The sequence below is a fragment of the Sporosarcina gallistercoris genome (assembly GCF_050459885.1).
Taxonomy (GTDB): Bacteria; Bacillota; Bacilli; order Bacillales_A; family Planococcaceae; genus Sporosarcina; species Sporosarcina gallistercoris_A.
The window spans coordinates 24,334-40,792 of record NZ_JBCMNO010000001.1; the positions used below are offsets into that span (position 1 = coordinate 24,334).

Below are 16,459 nucleotides of genomic sequence, written 5' to 3' on the forward strand. Positions count from 1 at the left end.
AGGGTGCACTACTTTTATTTTTTCTGAATTACATACCCCTATTGGGTACCCTAAAGGAGGCAAGCGACATGAGTGAGAAACGAATGGATATTCCGATTACCGGTATGACGTGTGCTGCTTGTGCAAACCGAATTGAGAAAGGACTCTCCCGCATGGAGGGCGTGCAAGATGTCGCTGTGAATTTTGCAACGGAAAGAGCCGCTGTGACAGTTGAGTCCGATACTGCTGATTTGTCTGCCATTCGCGCTAAAATCCAGTCACTTGGATATGACGTGACGGAACGGCAAGTCGATTTACAGCTGATTGGCATGACATGTGCAGCTTGTTCCGCCCGAATTGAAAAAGTACTAGCGCGAATGCCGGGTGTTTACCAAGTGAATGTGAACTTGGCACTGGAGACCGGCCGCGTCACATATGATCCGACCGCTCTTTCTGAAGACCAGATTGTCGACAAGATCGAAAAAATCGGCTATGGGGCATCTGTTAACAGCGGATCTTCTTCGGCTGAAGAAGATCCTAGAAAGACGGAGATCCGTAAAAAGACACGGGTGTTCATAATTTCGGCAGTTCTTTCCCTACCGCTGTTGTGGACGATGTTTGCCCACTTCTCCTTCACCAGTTGGATGTATGTACCGAGTTTGTTCATGAATCCATATTTCCAATGGGCACTCGCTACGCCGGTCCAGTTCTGGATTGGCTGGACGTTTTATAAAGGTGCGTTCTCCGCACTTCGAAACGGGAGTGCCAACATGGACGTCCTCGTTGTACTGGGAACGTCAGCTGCATATTTCTATTCCGTATTCCTAGTTCTGACAGGGTCGGATCATGGCTTGTATTTTGAAACAAGTGCAGTTCTGATCACCCTCATTTTACTGGGGAAGCTATTCGAAGCGCGTGCGAAAGGACATTCTTCTGACGCTATTAAAAAGCTCATGGGACTGCAGCCGACGATGGCAGTTGTCGAACAGGATGGTGTCATTTCTGAAATCCCGATTTCCGATGTACAAGTGGGTGACGTGCTCGTGATACGCCCAGGAGCCTCAGTTCCTGTAGACGCAGAAGTCCTGTCCGGTTCGTCAGCAGTGGACGAATCGATGTTGACGGGTGAAAGCCTGCCCGTCGAAAAAGTACCAGGAGATCTGTTGTATGCTGCGACCGTGAATGCCAATGGCTCTTTGAGGGTACGCGCAAAAAACATCGGTAAAGACACGATGCTCTCAGGGATCATCCGAGTGGTAGAAGAAGCACAAGGATCGAAAGCACCGATTCAACGTTTAGCTGATAAAATTTCAGGGGTATTCGTGCCCGTGGTGGTCGGGATTGCTGTCGTAACTTTTCTCGCGTGGTTCTTCGTTGTCACACCGGGTGATTTCGCAAAAGCGTTGACGAGTACAATCGCGGTATTGGTGATCGCTTGCCCATGTGCACTTGGATTGGCAACCCCGACATCGATCATGGCAGGATCCGGCCGCGCCGCGGAGCATGGTATTTTGTTCAAAACTGCTGAAGCGATAGAACAGACGAAATCGATTGATACGATCGTGTTCGATAAAACAGGGACGCTTACAAAAGGAACACCGGAAGTGACGGATTTCCATGTGTCAGATCCATCTAAACAGGATCGGATGACAGCACTCGCAGCGGCAGCGGAAAGTGATTCCGAACACCCAGTCGCTCGTGCGATTACATCTTTCGGAGTAGAGAATGCGAAACAAATTCCGACGGTTGAAGAGTTCGAATCCATCCCCGGTCACGGAATCCGTTGTAAAATTGAAGGCATAGAAGTATTGCTCGGCAACCAGAAATTATTGGAGCGCTTTAACGTGTTGTTCGATGACGGGATTGCAGACGTCGCATCCCTCGAAAACGCAGGCAAAACAGTGATGTATATGTCGACGGATGGCGAGCATTCAGGGGTGATCGCTGTAGCGGATACGGTGAAAGAATCCTCAGCTCAAGCTGTGAAAGAATTACATGCGCTGGGAATGGAAGTCATCATGCTGACAGGTGATCAGGAACGGACGGCGAAGTCGATTGCTGCAACCGTCGGAATCGACCGGGTGATTGCAGGTGTACTGCCTGACCAAAAAGCACAGACGATAGCAGCATTGCAAGCTGAAGGAAAGCGTGTTGCGATGGCAGGTGACGGTATCAATGATGCTCCTGCCCTAGCCGTTGCAGACATCGGATTAGCGATGGGTACCGGAACTGCAGTCGCTATGGAAGCTGCAGATATCACGTTAATGCACGGTGATTTGTTACGAGTTCCAGATACACTTACGATGAGCCGGCTGACAGTCAGAAACATAAAACAGAATTTGTTTTGGGCCCTTGCTTATAATTCAATCGGTATACCGATTGCTGCAGCTGGATTGCTTGCCCCTTGGGTCGCCGGTGCTGCGATGGCATTCAGTTCTGTATCGGTTGTCTTAAATGCGTTGCGTCTTCAACGTGTGAAGCTGCGTTCATAACAATGATTTCCGTAAAACTGAAAGAAACTGGGCCAGCCCCTTTTCTTTCGGTTTTTTACGTTTCAAGATATGGTTTTGACGGACAAATCTACTTGTTCATGTATACTATAGAAATACTACACTTTATGGAAAGGCGGCATACAATGGCAGGAGTTATCGGCTTTCTTACAATCGCACTTCTAATTTTAAACATCCTGCTTGCAGGAGTTCTTATCTTTTTGGAACGGCGGGATGCAGCCGCTACATGGGCTTGGCTGCTTGTCTTATTTTTCATCCCTCTTTTCGGGTTCATCATCTACCTTCTCCTCGGCAGGCAGCTGCGGAAACGTCACTTGTTCCGCTGGTCAGGTCGGGATCGTATTGGTATCGAGACCTTAATCGACTATCAAATGGAAGCGATTGAAGATGAAAATTTCGAGTTTCAACTCGACGATACTGCACATTACCACGACATGATTTATCTGCATTTGAGAAATAATCATGCGGTGTTAACCCAAGATAACGATGTGCAAATCTTCAATGATGGCGCAGCAAAGTTCGATTCATTAATTGAGGACTTGGAAAATGCAAAGGATCACATCCATTTCCAATACTACATTATGCGGCTCGACCAACTCGGAAGCAGAATCATGGAAGTACTCGTTAGAAAAGCGAAGGCAGGCATAAAAGTACGTGTTCTCTTTGACGACATCGGTTCGAGGGGACTGCACGTAAAACATCTGAAAGAACTGACAGATGCCGGTGGAGAAGCGGTCGCATTCTTCCCAGCGCTGCTTCCGCTTATCAATCCCCGTTTGAATTATCGTAACCATCGGAAAATCGTTGTGGTCGATGGCCGCATTGGGTATGTTGGCGGTTTCAACGTCGGAGATGAGTATCTCGGAATGAGTAAAAAGTTCGGTTATTGGCGGGATACGCATTTGCGAATTGAAGGAAGCGCTGTGCATCCGTTGCAAACACGATTTCTGTTAGATTGGAATCAGGCGTTGACTTCGAGTGAAGTCCAGTACAACGATCGCTATTTCCCTGTTATCCCACGCAAAGGTTCAGTCGGCATGCAAATCGTTTCGAGCGGTCCGGATTCAGAGTGGGAACAAATTAAGGATGGCTATTTAAAGATGATTTTCATCGCCAAAGACTATATCTATATTCAAACTCCGTATTTCATTCCCGATGTCAGTTTCTTGGACGCACTTCGGATTGCGTGTTTGTCCGGAGTCGATGTGCGGATTATGATTCCGAATAAGCCGGATCACATGTTTGTCTATTGGGCGACGTATTCGAATATCGGCAGCTTGCTGAAGGCCGGAGCGCGTGTCTACATTTATGAAAATGGATTCATCCATGCGAAGCAGATCGTTGTGGATGATGAGTTGTCGACTGTCGGTACTGCGAATATCGATGAGCGCAGTTTCCGTCTGAATTTCGAGATCAATGCGTTCATATATGATCGAGAGAAGTCTCGTGAACTTGCGGAGCTGTTTGAACAAGACATTCAATTGTCGACTGAGTTGACATACGATATGTATTTGAATCGTTCGCGTACAATCAAGATTAAAGAGTCCGTTTCGCGATTATTGTCACCTATTTTATGATTTTTTTAAGTGTTGGGCGGGGCATCTCCTACTGGGAGATGCCTTTTTTATGGGATGAGTTTGCTTGAGCGGTTTCCCGGATGGCTTGAGCGGATTGGCAATTGCTTGAGCAGTTTCCCGGATAGCTTGAGCGGATTGGCGATTGCTTGAGCGGTTTCCCGGATGGCTTGAGCGGATTGGCGATTGCTTGAGCGGATTCCCGGACGGCTTGAGCGGATTGGCACGAAGCAGAAAGTTTCCAAGCACCTGCAGACGATGAATCCATACAAAAAAGGACTGCTGGCGGCAGTCCTTTTTTCAATCCACTCCTAGGTATTCTTCGAGTGTGATATTTTTCTTGAATATCTCTTCAGCTAAAGGCTTTCCTACGTAGCGATAGTGCCACGCTTCATGCATGTATCCTGTAATTTGTTCTTTGTGATTAGGGTAACGTAAAATGAAACCATAGCGATGCGCATTGGCGAGTAACCACTTTCCAGCCTCTGTCGAACCGAATGAAGAGGACGCCCAGTGCTTTTCATGATTCACCTCACCAATATCAAAAGCAAGGCCGGTTTGGTGTTCAGAGTAACCTGGTCTTGCACTGTATCGATCTGCCGCTTCCACTCCATCGCGATCCGCGTAACGATTGTAAAGCGTTACTTGATAATCATAAGAACGGTACGTGCTAAACGCGGTTAGATTGAAACTTGAAAGTTTCGCTTCTGCTGCCATTTCTTCAAATGCAGCTCGAGCTTCTTTGCTTTCTCCCGGGGCAAAAGTTTCTGGCAGTGGATACTTTTTGTTGGCAATTAAGATGTTTTTTACATAAGTGGGTTCCTTCGGCAATTTTTGTCCCTCCACATATCCCCCATCAAAAGGTTGATCGTCCTTACTTGGTTCCCCTGACTTCTCAGGATTCACTTCTGAAGGGGACGGATTTTGTTCATCTGCCTCTCCGCTTTCAAGACTTGGTTCAGTCTTTTTGTCTTCTGCTCCAAGGGAGACTTCAGGTAAGTCTTTATCTGAATTGGAGGTTCCGGTTGGTTCTAACGTTTTTTTAATGTCCCAATCATTGCTGCCAATCCATATTACGAGTCCTGCTATTGCTGCCGCTGCAATCAGTAACATCACTTTCAACCCTAAGGACTGTTTCTTGCTCGTTCGTCTTCTTTCTTGTCTACGCTTCATAAGAGCATTGCCTTCTTTCGTGATTGTAACTTGCTATCTATTTTCAGTTTCTTGAATATTACAGGTTCATTACAAATAGTCCATTTCATAGTCTACCATCATTTCCGTCTTAGGACTACTGTGCCTTTTTAAAAGTATATGCTATGATTAATTTTCCAGTTTGATTTTTTTATATGAAGGATGATTCTATTGGCTAACCAACGATGGCTCTCTGCTAGTTTTTTTGTTTTCTTTTTTACATGGGGAATTTTCCTTCCCTATTGGACCGGATGGTTAACCATTGAAAAAGGCCTAGCAGTCTCAACTGCAAGTGTTATCATGGGAATCGGGATGGCCGCAAGAGCACTCACTACTTTTCTCGTCTTTCCTGTTCTCACCCAGAGATCCTCTTTGCGGAAAGTCGTTCAAGGGTTATCGATCGTCTCCTTGTTACTCGTCATTCTCTACTTGCCCGATTCACCATTATGGGTGCTGGCAGCGATCACGATTTTATTCAGCGCAGTCTACCCTATGATACTGCCTGCTGTCGAGAGTGGTGCTACTCTATTAATGCAGTCTGAGCAGATCCATTACGGTAAAAGCCGTTCATTCGGTTCCATCGGGTATACAGTCGCTTTACTGCTCGTCGGTGCGGCTACATCCATCTGGAGTGAGCAATCGATTTTGTATTTGATGATTGCAGGTCTTGCTGTTGCGGTACTTTTTTTCATGAGAAACGCGCCTGCAGTTCTCGATACTGCACCTGAACGGACTTCCTCAACTGTCTCTCAGACCAAGTTAAGGACGTTGTTCAAGACAAAAGGGTTTCTAGTCGTCACGATATTAGCTGTGTTGTTGCAAGGCGCCCATGCTGCGTATTATAGCTTCGGTTTCATTTACTTGGATGATCTGAATGTTTCAGGTCTTTGGATTGGTGTCATTTTAAACGTCGCGGTGTTGTTCGAGATTCTTTTTTTCCGTGTTTCAGACCGGATGCTAGCAAATGTAAAGATTTCAACGATGTTTTTAATTGCCGCAATCGGTTCAACCGTCCGTTGGATCGTTGTTTTCCTCTTCCCCGTTACAGCGGTGTTCGTTATTACCCAAATGTTGCACGCAATTTCTTTCGGGATTGCCCATTATGCATTCATCCAATACATATCCACTCGTCTCCCGAAGGAGCAAATCGCTTCAGCCCAAGGAATGTATGCGGCTTTTGCCATGAGTTTGAGTACAGCATTTTTAACGATTCCTGCAGGGTATTTGTACGACATTTCTCCGGGACTGGCGTTTTTGGGAATGGCAGTGTGTACAGTTCCCGCTATCTTTATCGTACTTTCCACAAGACGGAAGCTTGCCTATTAAAAAAAGGAAACGGCTGCGCTCCATGCGCACTCCCGTTTCCTTTTTTCATCCTAATAACCTCATGAATAAAATGACAGCCAAGGCAATCGCAAACAACATCGACAGCCCTTGCATCCAACGGGATTCCCGAATCATCCCTTGGCTCTTGAATTGCTTCGCCCGAGCACTATTTGTAAGCGCAAAAAGAGCAAGCATGCCGATCAATGCATTTTGTAAATCGAGCTTGACGATAAAGAAGAGAGAAAATACCCCAGCAAAAGCAATACCAATTCCATAGATCCAGTTACTGTTCATCAGCATCCCCTTCCATTTCACTATTCGCTTAAGCTGTAGTATAAAAAGAAGCCGGAGATCTCTCCCCCGGCCAGTCAATCTACTATGTTCGTTACTTTCCTTTTTTCTTGCCGTTCTTATGTTTTTCCTCTATCGGATCAATGATTTCCACATCGACATGACCGTCAGCTTCAACAGCTAGTTCAGCTTCAGTGTGTTTGTAGTAAAATTTACGTCCAAGATATGTTTGGAATATCATGAACAGACCACCTACTGCCCAGTATAGAGGAAGTGCAGCAGCGACTCGATATGAGATGAACATGATCATGATCGGTGAAATGTAGACGAACAATTTCATCTGGGCCTTCTGTGTTTCCGGCATTGTCCAGAGTGAGACTCTTGCCTGAACAAAATACACAGCACCCGCAATTAGCATCATGATAATATCAGGCTTCCCTAGCTCAAACCATAGGAATTTATGGCTTTTCACTACATCGTCTGCATACAAGATTGCAAAATAGAGACCCATGATGATCGGCATCTGAATCACTAATGGAAGACATCCCATATTGAGAGGATTCACATTATGTTTGGAATAGAGACCCATCATTTCTTGTTGCAATTTCATCTGTTCTTCTTTGTTGCCTGATTCTTTAGCTGCTTTCATCTTCTTTTGGATGTCTTCCATTTCAGGTTTCAGCGCATCCATTTTCACTTTCATTTCTTGCTGTGATTTGTAATTCTTCAGCATTAGCGGCATAAGGATTAAGCGGATGCCCACCGTAATAATGATGATTGCAAGTCCGTAGCTGCCGCCAAATGCTTCTCCTAAATTGTGAAGCAGCCATTCCATAGGTTTTACAAATAACCCGTAGAACGTTCCTCTTTGTTCCTGAACACTCGTACAACCACTTAGCAAAACGGCGGCTGTGGCCAACATCGTTATAAATCCAATTCTCTTTTTCACGAAATCCACCTTCACTATTTTCTAAACTATTAGCAACCCTGATTTTTATAGAAGAACCTAGAATGGCTAACGGGATTTTTTCAATTACAGACGGTCAGCGTCTCTTCAAAAAGTATACCCTAATCCTCTTCACAATTACAATGATACCTATTGCGAAATCCAAGGTTTCAGCTGAAAAATACAAAAAAACCTGCATTTCGTGACAAATCAGTCACTTTGCAGGTTTTGTATTTCATTCCAGCTTCACTAGTAGCAAAAGCAATGGGAAATCTATAGGTTCAATACGGTTAGAAGAGTTTTAGTTTGTTTTGGACTTGTCGGAGTCGGATTCCGCTTCTTTAGACTCTAACTTGTCCGTAGTTTCTTTGTTTTCTTTTTTGTGATAAAGCCCATCTTCTTTTGCACCTTTACCCTTATCTTCTACTTCTTGATTGTAGTAATGAACGCTCGTCTGCGCCCCTTCACTCACCATCTTATTATCTTGGAAATCATACGGATCAGACATACCGCGCTTCGTCTGGTCGGAGTAATCAGCTTTTTTAGATTGAACAAAAGAATCGACTTTCGTAACTAAATTATTTACAGCTACTTGTGCTTTGTCACGATTATCTTTTTTACTGAAATACGCGTAAGCTCCTGCTGCAAGTGTTGCAAGTAAAATACCATTACGTTTTTTAGCCATGAAAATCTAACCTCCAAATTTTTACTTATGTTTCAGTATCGTTTCATGTTATTAAGTATACCCGACTTCGCAATCGGCAAACTCCATAAACATTTCATTTTCATGACAAGTCTGACTATCGCTAGTTTTCAATTCCTTCATTTGTTATGATGAGAGAAAGATTGGTGAGGTGAAAGCGCAATGATTCGACAAATGATTGAGGAAGATATTGCTGCCGTTCAACACATTGCCCGTGAGACATGGAAAGCTACGTATCAAGAACTTTTGCCCCAACCTGTCCAGCAGAAATTTCTCGACAGCGCTTATTCCACCCCTATGCTATTGAAGCGTATGGAAAAGACAGAGGTTTTGATCGCTGAACGAGACGGTCGATCAGTTGGATTTTTCAACATGACGCGGATCGATGAAGATGGAGATGCTGAACTCACTGCTCTGTACGTTCTTCCCGACTATCAGCGGCAAGGCGTTGGGATGGAACTATTTGAAGGTGCGTTGACGCTGTTGGATGATGCTGTCAAGTTGGTCGTATACGTTGACGATTTGAATGAACCTGCAAAAGCATTCTACGAAAAGCTTGGTTTTGAGTTGCTTGAAGTATTCGATGAAGATTTTGAAGGGGTTGCAGTCGAAACGGCACAATATGTATATATGATACCGCAATCCGCTTTATGTATTTAAACGACAAACGTCCCATTCGGTGAATCGAATGGGACGTTTTTATATCCTATTACAATGGGCGCATTCCGCCATCTTCAGGTGGTGTGTCTGTTATGAGTTGTTCTTCTGGGTACGTTGTTTTAGGTTTCTTAGTCAAGCAGAGAATTCCTGCGATATAGAGCAGGATTGAAGTAAGCGACAGAATACCTCCCGTTAATCCTCCAATGATAAACATGATTCCTGCAAGTTTCGGGTTTTTGTTATTCCAGATTTTGATCAACCCGATAGTCGTAACTACTAAACTGATCACCAGGAATACAACTCCTACCCACAGGAAGCCACCGAGTGTGTCAAATATGCTGAAAACCATATCAATATCTTCGGGTGTAAATGCAGGATCTGAATATAAGTCCATTTCTATTTCCGTTCGTAGATTAGGATCCGAGCTAAGCATATTAAATATGACTGCACCAAAAATGGAAGCTACGACGCCTAATGCTGTAAATACCAATCCTATGATTCCCAATACTTTTTCTGCTGTTCGATTCACTTACATCGCCTCACTTTTCTAGTTGATAGGTTACTATACGACCGACTTCCCAAAATGTTTCAATTTCAGATGACTTCCTGAAAAAAGCGGAGCGCTTAAAGACCGCGTTCCGCTTTCACTTCCTGTTATGCTTTCACATCGTTGTATTCTTCGTATCTGTTGAACGCGGTTACGACGTAGGAACAAACCGCTTCCATCTTCAAATTGTTGTCCCGTGCATAATCCGCTGCACGATCTAGAAGTTTTTTTGCAACGCCGCCGCCGCGAAGTTCTTCTGACACAAAAGTATGATCCATCACCATGACGTCTCCGAGAAGTGTCCACGTAATTTCAGCTAGCGTTCTACCATCCTGCTCTTTGCGATAAGCAAAAGCATCTCCGCCAAGTTCTTTGTATTCAAATTCCATGAGAACAGCCTCCCTTTTATTTGGATGATTCGGGTAGTTAGATAGTTCAACAGAACTTACTTATTTATTGAAACACGGATTTCACTGAATCTACAAGTCCTTTGAAAAATTCTTTGACACTTTCCCAAAAACCGGGATCGATTTCCCCTAACTTATCTTTCACCTTCGAAGCCATATCATCTAATTGCTGGGAGAACTTGGAGAAATCGATGTCAAGTTTACTAATCCGGTCCATCAAGTCAATTAATAATTGACGGTCAGCATCGCTAAGCTCGATCTTGTGTTTCTCCAATTGTTCTTTGACGATCTTTTCAACCTCTTCTTTCGTAGCAGGATTTTGCTCAGAAATCTGCTGTTTGATATCCGTCAATAAGCCAGCGACCTTGTCTTTATCCACACCTTTTTCAGACAGTGTCGTCGCAACGTCCAATTCATCATTGGCCACATCCGTACGCTCTTTATCCAATGATTCACCGCTTACTTCGTAGGCTTTATAAATACCGACCAACGCAGAGTGGCCTGTCACTTTTTTGGGAGCTGCCACTTCGACTTTAGCATCTTCAATACCTGCAGTCAGCATCGCTGTCGCATACATATCCGGTGTGACTTGCGTAATATTATCTTGTGTGACAATGGAGATCACAAGCCCTTTACCTGCATCTTGACGCATGATTTTGGCTGAAGAATACATACGTGCATTCGGATCGCCGTCTTTAATATACGTAACGAGGTCCTTACCGGTTACCTCAATTTCTTCCACCTCTGCTTCTTCATCTACTTTCAGGCTCTTTTTCACACTAGCCCGTTCGTCCTCAGAAAGGTTGGCGCCGTACACTACAATGGGAACCCCAAGTTTTTCGTTAATGGTTGCATCTGCAGACGCAATGTTCGGGAACAGCATTCCAACAGAGAGCATCAATGCAAGACTAGCAGTAAGCATTCGTTTCATCTTCTTACCTCCTTGTTTCCAATACATACGAATTTCACGGTTAAAAGGTTCCCATCATCCTTTTATTGACGTCCAGCCATCGCGCTGTTCTATCCGGCCATCTTTCATCAGTCTGCCGAGTGCACGTTTAAATGCACCTTTACTCAGGCTGAACATTTCCTCGATTTCTTCAGGGGTCGACTTATCAGTGAACGGCATTTTGCCGTTTGTCTCTTGTAAGTAAGCAAATATCATCTCAGCGTCGTCATCCAATCGCTCCTGTTTACGGGGAAGAAGAGACCCATTCAATGTCCCATCATCCTGTACATCGATTATCCGGACGTTCAATTCTTCTCCTAAACGCGGCTCTGCAGCCATTTCACTTTCGTGGATAAAGATACGGTAATTATCAGGTATGCTTAACAGGAACGCCCCTACAGGGAGCAATCGATAAGGCCTTGCAGTCAGGTTATCGTTCATGCGCCACTTTTCCGCGATCCCTATGACATCCAATACACGTTCTTCCGTTGCAAGCCTTCCAAAGATCGTTCCTGCTGGATCAGTTCGAAGTGTCATATACAACGCATCGTCGATTTTCGGCCATAATTTCCGTACATGAGGCAGGTCCGCTTTGTTCACAAGTACTTCAAAAGCTGCGCCGATGTCAACGTACGCTCCGAATTTATCGTCCACACGCAGTACCCTTGCCCAGCCATATGTCCCCATTGTCATGTGGGGTAACTGCATTGAAGCTGCAAGTTCACCGCGTCGGTTCATGAATAGGAATACTTCAGCTGTATCCCCTGCCTGTAACGTTTCCGGTGCTTCTGAAGCGTTCATATACATTTCCGTTCCATCTAATTCAAGCGACCAGCGTGAGCCGTCCCTTTCTAGTACTCGAACGTTTTGAATAGTTCCTGCAAGTAAATTTGTCATCTTATTCTCCCATTTCCTTAAATAATTGGTAGTAAACTTATTCGTTGCGTTCTTTAAGGGCAGCGACGAATTTTTGGTCTTCGTTCATGGTTTGTACCAGATCTGTAATCCGATCCATCGCATCCCAGCTCAAATGATGCTCGATTCCTTCCACATCTCCGTAAATGTTCTCTTCCTTCACACCGATAATCCGTAAAAATTGCTCCAGCAGTTCGTGCCGCTGCACGAGACGTTCTCCAAAATTACGGCCACGTGTCGTCAGGCTGATATCTTTATATCGCTCATAAATGACGTAACCTTCCTTATGGAGCCGCTGCGCCATCTTGGTGACGGATGACGGAAGTACGGCCAGCGCTTCTGCGACATCTGAAACTCTAGCCTGACCTCTTGCTTCAATTTGTAAGTATATTTGTTCAATGTAGTCTTCCATACTCGGTGTTGCCAATCCAAGCACCTCCGGTAGCATTCTCAACCCAATCCCTCACAAAAAAATAATGGGTATGTTTAACGGTATTCGTACCCGGGTATCTAAACAGCATAACCAATTCAATCTTATTTTCGAAAGGAGTGAACAACACATGGGTAAATTACTTTGGATTATCATTGTAGCACTAATTGCTTTCTGGTTGCTCGGACTAGTTTTCAAAATCGGTGGTGGCCTCATTCATATCTTGCTCGTTATCGCACTAATTGTATTTATTCTCAATATGATTTCCGGTAGACGATCAGTTTAAATAAAGGGATGTCGGGGTTTTCTCCGACATCCCTTTTTCATTTTACTCACTGATCTTCGCATATACGACCGTATTTCTCAACTGCGTCCCGTCCGCTGAACGATCATCATTTTTCAAGACAGCTTCCTGTTCAAAGCCTGCCCGTTCTGCAACGGCACGGCTTTTTTTGTTGAGTTCATCACATCGGATCTCTACGCGTCGCGCACCTAATTCATCGAATGCGAACTCCACAATCCGCTCTACAGCCTCTGTCATATAGCCTCTTCCTTCATATCCTTTTGCTAACCAATAGCCGATCTCGAATTTCGGAATGGACCAATCGATCCGATGTAATCCTGAGGAGCCTACGAAGTCACCTGTTTGTTTCTCGAATAAGTGCAGTCTAAGGTCTTTTTTCAGGATGAAATCTGCAATCGCCTGGCGCATCCGTTGTTCTGTATCTTCTAAGCCTTGTGGCTGATGTGCCCATGGCATCCATTGTCTCAATGTCGGCAAGGTTTGAATGATGGTATTATTGACATCCGAAACATCACGCAATGACGGCATACGGATAAGTAATCGCTCAGATTCGAATTGGTCGGGGAAATCAGGAATTTCCTGAATCGTTGGAGGTTCTTCGTGATCTTCCCAGATTACCGGAGTCTTTTTTCCGGCCATATAGTCTTCTCGTGTGATTCCATAGGTAATGGCATCGTAGTAACGGTCTTCTTCTGGAGAAAACCACGCTTGCCGCAAGTGGCCTTCTTTTACAAAACCTGAACGCTCGAACGTCTTACGCATCGCTAAGTTGTCATGCCGGGTGTGACCTGCCAGCCGGTTCTTTCCTTCCGGCAGTCCAAACACGTAGTCGGCCATGAGTCGCAGAGCGCTTGCTCCGTATCCTCTGCCCCGGTAGCGGTCTGCGATACGCAGATCGAATAACGGGACTTCATCTTGTAAATCATGGATTTTTGCAATCCCCACTTTTTCACCGCTGTCATTGACGAGCCAGAACGTCTTCACTTCATCTGACTCGTATCCGCCTTCCCGGATCGCTTTTTCGATCAACTCACGACCCGAGTTTTCTTGCATGTGAAACGGCCATGTATTCGTTGTCATGAAGTGGATCAGCTGTTCTTGTTCCACCATTGTCCATTCTTTAAGTTGCATCAGGGAATTCCTCCAAACGACCGCTTCTTACTTTTGGATCCGCATTAAACGAAGTGAATTCAACACCACTAACAGCGTCGCACCCATATCTGCGAAGATTGCAATCCATAGCGTCAGCCAGCCTGGGATGACGAGAAGCAGTGCAGCAATTTTTAGTCCTACTGCAAACATAATGTTTTCTTTGATCGTACGCAACGTTTTTCTACTCAAAGTCACCGTATATGGCAGTTGTTCGAGATCGTCTGCCATCAGTGCGATGTCTGCAGTTTCTAATGCGGCATCAGTCCCTGCACCACCCATTGCGATTCCGACGGATGCTGCGGCTAGTGCAGGCGCATCATTAATGCCATCTCCGACCATTGCCACCTGTTTCTTCCCTTCGCTCAATTCACGGATAGCGACAAGTTTGTCTTCCGGCATGAGTCCTGCTCGGACGTCGTCAATGCCTAAACGGGCTGCGATTGCTTGCGCCGTTTTCGGATCATCTCCAGTGAGCATGACAGTAGTCTCAACACCGATTTCTTTTAATCGTTCAAGAACGGGTTTACTTTCAGGACGAACAGGATCCATTACTGCAAATATCCCGGCAAATCTCCCATCTATCACAGCTGCCATCACCGATTTGCCTTCTGTTTGCATGTCTGCCGCCTGGACCTTAGTTGTTTCAGGGAGCTCGGTGAGTTCTTCGATCCAACGAAGACTCCCGACAGAAACATTTTTCCCGATTACATCTGCAACGGCTCCTTTGCCTGTGACGGATTGGAAGTTTTCCGCTTGTAACACGTTCAGGTTCCTAGCTTCAGACGCATTGACAAGCGCTCGAGCCAATGGATGTTGGGAAAGGCGTTCCACTGCCGCTATGGACTCCAGGAGATACGCTTCTTCTACTCCAGGTGCAGCGATGATATCAGTCACTTCCGGATAGCCTTTCGTCAACGTACCGGTTTTATCGAATGCGATGGTTTTGATATGACCCATTTCCTCCAAGTGGGCGCCGCCTTTTATGAGCACGCCTTGACGAGCTGCATTCCCGATCGCGGTGACGATTGCAACGGGAGTGGACACGACGAGAGCACACGGGCAGCCGACAACAAGAACCGCGAGTCCTTGATAAATCCAAGTTTGCCAATCCGCTCCGAGAAGTGGCGGAATCACGGCTGTTAGTGCTGCTATGGCGATAATCGCTGGTGTATAGTATTTAGCAAATTTGTCGATGAATTGTTGTGAAGGTGCCTTTTCCGCCTGCGCATCTTCAACGAGATGAATGATTTTAGCAATTGTCGTGTCTTCAACTAATTTCGTAACCGTGACTTCAAGGGATCCTTCCTCATTCAGTGTACCTGCAAACACATGATCCTCTACTTGCTTAGCGACAGGGACCGATTCACCGGTGATTGCAGCTTGGTTAACAGTTGAGTACCCTGAGCGCACGACTCCGTCCATTGCAATTTTTTGCCCCGGCTTGACGATTAAGACATCACCGATGCGAATCTCTTCAGTCGGCAACTCAAATGTCTCATCATTCCGTCGGATGATCGCTGAAGGTGGCGCAATATCGACCAAACTGCTTATCGATTGCCGTGCTTTGTTCATGGAATACGATTCAAGAGCCTCACTAATCGCAAACAGGAGCACAACTACAGCAGCCTCCCGCCACTCGCCGATGATTGAAGCACCGATAATGGCAATTGTCATCAGTGTGTTCATATCGAATTCAAGACGGACCAGGTTTTTGAGTCCATCGATGAACATCGAAGTTCCCCCGACAACGATTGCAATTGCAAACAAGAGGATAGCCCATATATGGGTTTCTCCATATTTACTAGATGCAAATAGACCTGCTGCTAGAAATACTAGAGAAATAAGCGAGACGATGTTTTCTTTTCGTTTAAAAAATGGTGTTTTCCGAATCGGTTTACGCTGAGTGACAGGGACGACCCGGATGCCGTCAAAAGCGCCTGCGGATTCGAGTTCTTCGACTGTTGCATCTCCTGCAAATGACAGTTTACTTGCGCCGAAGTTGACAGCCGCCGCTTCAACGTTAGGAAGACGACTGACGTTCTTTTCGAACTTCATAGCACAGTTTGCACAGGTTAAGTTTTCAAGGCGGTATTCAGTTCTGTTCGTTTCATCCATTCTCTTCACCTTCCATCGTATGTTCATGCGCAATTTTCACGAGTTGTAACACATGATCATCTGCAAGCGAGTAATAGACCATCTTGCCCCTCCGCTCCGAGCGAGCCAGTCCGTTTTCTTTCAAGTATCGTAGATGATGAGAGGCTGTGGCGTTAGACGCACCTATAATAGCACCGACATCACATACACAGAGCTCTTGTTTTAATGTTAAGGAATAGGCAATTTTGAGTCTTGTTTCATCTGCGAGTGCTTTAAAGAGCTGCACCATGTTTCCGACGCGGGGCAATTCTTCTTGGATTTCAATTACAAGCGCGTCGTGGATAATTTGTTCATCACACGTATCAACCATTTTCAATTTCATCCGCCTCCTCATCATTCAAATGTCCGTTTGATTGTAAAGATAGTATATGCGTTATTCTGACGATTTGCAACTACTATCAAACGATCGTTTGAATGAAGG

Annotated in this window: 18 protein-coding genes; 5 read left to right on the forward strand and 13 right to left on the reverse strand. The window is 45.2% G+C overall.

Going from position 1 to position 16,459, the window contains the following annotated elements; all coding sequences use genetic code 11:
- The first annotated feature begins 68 nt into the window (after nt 1-68).
- Together ABE021_RS00170 and cls are read left to right on the forward strand one after the other, a co-directional pair.
- Nucleotides 69-2,471, forward strand: coding sequence for a heavy metal translocating P-type ATPase (locus ABE021_RS00170; RefSeq protein WP_430286139.1), 2,403 nt, complete (start codon nt 69-71; stop codon nt 2,469-2,471).
- A gap of 143 nt (nt 2,472-2,614) precedes the next feature.
- Nucleotides 2,615-4,066, forward strand: a complete 1,452-nt coding sequence (gene cls, locus ABE021_RS00175) for a cardiolipin synthase (protein ID WP_430286140.1) — start codon at nt 2,615-2,617, stop codon at nt 4,064-4,066.
- A 28-nt stretch (nt 4,067-4,094) separates the two neighbouring features.
- Here cls and ABE021_RS00180 read toward each other — a convergent pair whose 3' ends face one another.
- Nucleotides 4,095-4,331, reverse strand: coding sequence for a hypothetical protein (locus ABE021_RS00180; protein WP_430286141.1), 237 nt, complete (start codon nt 4,329-4,331; stop codon nt 4,095-4,097).
- A gap of 32 nt (nt 4,332-4,363) precedes the next feature.
- Nucleotides 4,364-5,236 carry a M15 family metallopeptidase gene (locus ABE021_RS00185; protein WP_430286142.1) on the reverse strand — a complete coding sequence of 291 codons (873 nt, stop codon included), beginning with the start codon at nt 5,234-5,236 and terminating at the stop codon, nt 4,364-4,366.
- Nucleotides 5,237-5,416: 180 nt separating this feature from the next.
- Between ABE021_RS00185 and ABE021_RS00190 the strand changes: the two genes are divergently transcribed.
- The gene (locus ABE021_RS00190; protein WP_430286143.1) at nt 5,417-6,580 is read left to right on the forward strand and encodes a 3-phenylpropionate MFS transporter; all 1,164 of its coding nucleotides are present in this window, start codon (nt 5,417-5,419) and stop codon (nt 6,578-6,580) included.
- A gap of 45 nt (nt 6,581-6,625) precedes the next feature.
- Here ABE021_RS00190 and ABE021_RS00195 read toward each other — a convergent pair whose 3' ends face one another.
- The 3 genes from ABE021_RS00195 to ABE021_RS00205 form a co-directional block, all read right to left on the reverse strand.
- Nucleotides 6,626-6,874, reverse strand: coding sequence for a hypothetical protein (locus ABE021_RS00195; RefSeq protein WP_430286144.1), 249 nt, complete (start codon nt 6,872-6,874; stop codon nt 6,626-6,628).
- 91 nt (nt 6,875-6,965) lie between these two features.
- Nucleotides 6,966-7,820, reverse strand: a complete 855-nt coding sequence (yidC, locus tag ABE021_RS00200; RefSeq protein ID WP_430286145.1) for a membrane protein insertase YidC — start codon at nt 7,818-7,820, stop codon at nt 6,966-6,968.
- Between the two features lie 298 nt (nt 7,821-8,118).
- A complete protein-coding gene (locus ABE021_RS00205) occupies nt 8,119-8,502 on the reverse strand; it encodes a hypothetical protein (protein WP_430286146.1) in 384 nt (127 codons plus the stop codon).
- A 180-nt stretch (nt 8,503-8,682) separates the two neighbouring features.
- Here ABE021_RS00205 and ABE021_RS00210 point away from each other — a divergent pair, with 180 nt between their 5' ends.
- Nucleotides 8,683-9,180 carry a GNAT family N-acetyltransferase gene (locus tag ABE021_RS00210; RefSeq protein ID WP_430286147.1) on the forward strand — a complete coding sequence of 166 codons (498 nt, stop codon included), beginning with the start codon at nt 8,683-8,685 and terminating at the stop codon, nt 9,178-9,180.
- Nucleotides 9,181-9,229: 49 nt separating this feature from the next.
- Here ABE021_RS00210 and ABE021_RS00215 read toward each other — a convergent pair whose 3' ends face one another.
- The 5 genes from ABE021_RS00215 to mntR form a co-directional block, all read right to left on the reverse strand.
- Nucleotides 9,230-9,709 (reverse strand): DUF4064 domain-containing protein, encoded by a 480-nt coding sequence (locus ABE021_RS00215; protein ID WP_430286148.1) that lies wholly within the window; start codon nt 9,707-9,709, stop codon nt 9,230-9,232.
- 125 nt (nt 9,710-9,834) lie between these two features.
- Nucleotides 9,835-10,116 (reverse strand): GNAT family N-acetyltransferase, encoded by a 282-nt coding sequence (locus ABE021_RS00220; RefSeq protein WP_430286149.1) that lies wholly within the window; start codon nt 10,114-10,116, stop codon nt 9,835-9,837.
- A 64-nt stretch (nt 10,117-10,180) separates the two neighbouring features.
- Complete coding sequence (locus ABE021_RS00225; protein ID WP_430286150.1) at nt 10,181-11,065, reverse strand: DUF1002 domain-containing protein; 885 nt, start codon at nt 11,063-11,065, stop codon at nt 10,181-10,183.
- Between the two features lie 54 nt (nt 11,066-11,119).
- A complete protein-coding gene (locus tag ABE021_RS00230) occupies nt 11,120-11,980 on the reverse strand; it encodes a CvfB family protein (protein WP_430286151.1) in 861 nt (286 codons plus the stop codon).
- 37 nt (nt 11,981-12,017) lie between these two features.
- Complete coding sequence (mntR, locus tag ABE021_RS00235; protein ID WP_430286152.1) at nt 12,018-12,425, reverse strand: transcriptional regulator MntR; 408 nt, start codon at nt 12,423-12,425, stop codon at nt 12,018-12,020.
- 133 nt (nt 12,426-12,558) lie between these two features.
- Here mntR and ABE021_RS00240 point away from each other — a divergent pair, with 133 nt between their 5' ends.
- Entirely contained in the window at nt 12,559-12,714 is a 156-nt protein-coding gene (locus ABE021_RS00240) for a lmo0937 family membrane protein (RefSeq protein WP_156138007.1), read from the forward strand.
- A 42-nt stretch (nt 12,715-12,756) separates the two neighbouring features.
- Here ABE021_RS00240 and ABE021_RS00245 read toward each other — a convergent pair whose 3' ends face one another.
- The 3 genes from ABE021_RS00245 to ABE021_RS00255 are packed head-to-tail and all read right to left on the reverse strand — an operon-like array spanning nt 12,757 to nt 16,348.
- Nucleotides 12,757-13,863 carry a GNAT family N-acetyltransferase gene (locus ABE021_RS00245; protein ID WP_430286153.1) on the reverse strand — a complete coding sequence of 369 codons (1,107 nt, stop codon included), beginning with the start codon at nt 13,861-13,863 and terminating at the stop codon, nt 12,757-12,759.
- Between the two features lie 27 nt (nt 13,864-13,890).
- The gene (locus tag ABE021_RS00250) at nt 13,891-15,999 is read right to left on the reverse strand and encodes a heavy metal translocating P-type ATPase (RefSeq protein ID WP_430286154.1); all 2,109 of its coding nucleotides are present in this window, start codon (nt 15,997-15,999) and stop codon (nt 13,891-13,893) included.
- Nucleotides 15,992-16,348, reverse strand: coding sequence for an ArsR/SmtB family transcription factor (locus ABE021_RS00255; RefSeq protein ID WP_430286197.1), 357 nt, complete (start codon nt 16,346-16,348; stop codon nt 15,992-15,994). The genes ABE021_RS00250 and ABE021_RS00255 overlap by 8 nt, the downstream gene beginning before the upstream one ends.
- Between the last annotated feature and the right edge of the window lie 111 nt (nt 16,349-16,459).

What these genes read in the sequence shown, in the direction of transcription:
- ABE021_RS00170 (WP_430286139.1), top strand. Translation starts at nt 69, where the DNA reads ATGAGTGAGAAACGAATGGATATTCCGATTACCGGTATGACGTGTGCT.
- cls (WP_430286140.1), top strand. Translation starts at nt 2,615, where the DNA reads ATGGCAGGAGTTATCGGCTTTCTTACAATCGCACTTCTAATTTTAAAC.
- ABE021_RS00180 (WP_430286141.1), bottom strand. Translation starts at nt 4,331, where the DNA reads ATGGATTCATCGTCTGCAGGTGCTTGGAAACTTTCTGCTTCGTGCCAA.
- ABE021_RS00185 (WP_430286142.1), bottom strand. Translation starts at nt 5,236, where the DNA reads ATGAAGCGTAGACAAGAAAGAAGACGAACGAGCAAGAAACAGTCCTTA.
- ABE021_RS00190 (WP_430286143.1), top strand. Translation starts at nt 5,417, where the DNA reads ATGATTCTATTGGCTAACCAACGATGGCTCTCTGCTAGTTTTTTTGTT.
- ABE021_RS00195 (WP_430286144.1), bottom strand. Translation starts at nt 6,874, where the DNA reads ATGAACAGTAACTGGATCTATGGAATTGGTATTGCTTTTGCTGGGGTA.
- ABE021_RS00205 (WP_430286146.1), bottom strand. Translation starts at nt 8,502, where the DNA reads ATGGCTAAAAAACGTAATGGTATTTTACTTGCAACACTTGCAGCAGGA.
- ABE021_RS00210 (WP_430286147.1), top strand. Translation starts at nt 8,683, where the DNA reads ATGATTCGACAAATGATTGAGGAAGATATTGCTGCCGTTCAACACATT.
- ABE021_RS00220 (WP_430286149.1), bottom strand. Translation starts at nt 10,116, where the DNA reads ATGGAATTTGAATACAAAGAACTTGGCGGAGATGCTTTTGCTTATCGC.
- ABE021_RS00225 (WP_430286150.1), bottom strand. Translation starts at nt 11,065, where the DNA reads ATGAAACGAATGCTTACTGCTAGTCTTGCATTGATGCTCTCTGTTGGA.
- ABE021_RS00230 (WP_430286151.1), bottom strand. Translation starts at nt 11,980, where the DNA reads ATGACAAATTTACTTGCAGGAACTATTCAAAACGTTCGAGTACTAGAA.
- ABE021_RS00240 (WP_156138007.1), top strand. Translation starts at nt 12,559, where the DNA reads ATGGGTAAATTACTTTGGATTATCATTGTAGCACTAATTGCTTTCTGG.
- ABE021_RS00245 (WP_430286153.1), bottom strand. Translation starts at nt 13,863, where the DNA reads ATGCAACTTAAAGAATGGACAATGGTGGAACAAGAACAGCTGATCCAC.
- ABE021_RS00250 (WP_430286154.1), bottom strand. Translation starts at nt 15,999, where the DNA reads ATGGATGAAACGAACAGAACTGAATACCGCCTTGAAAACTTAACCTGT.
- ABE021_RS00255 (WP_430286197.1), bottom strand. Translation starts at nt 16,348, where the DNA reads ATGGTTGATACGTGTGATGAACAAATTATCCACGACGCGCTTGTAATT.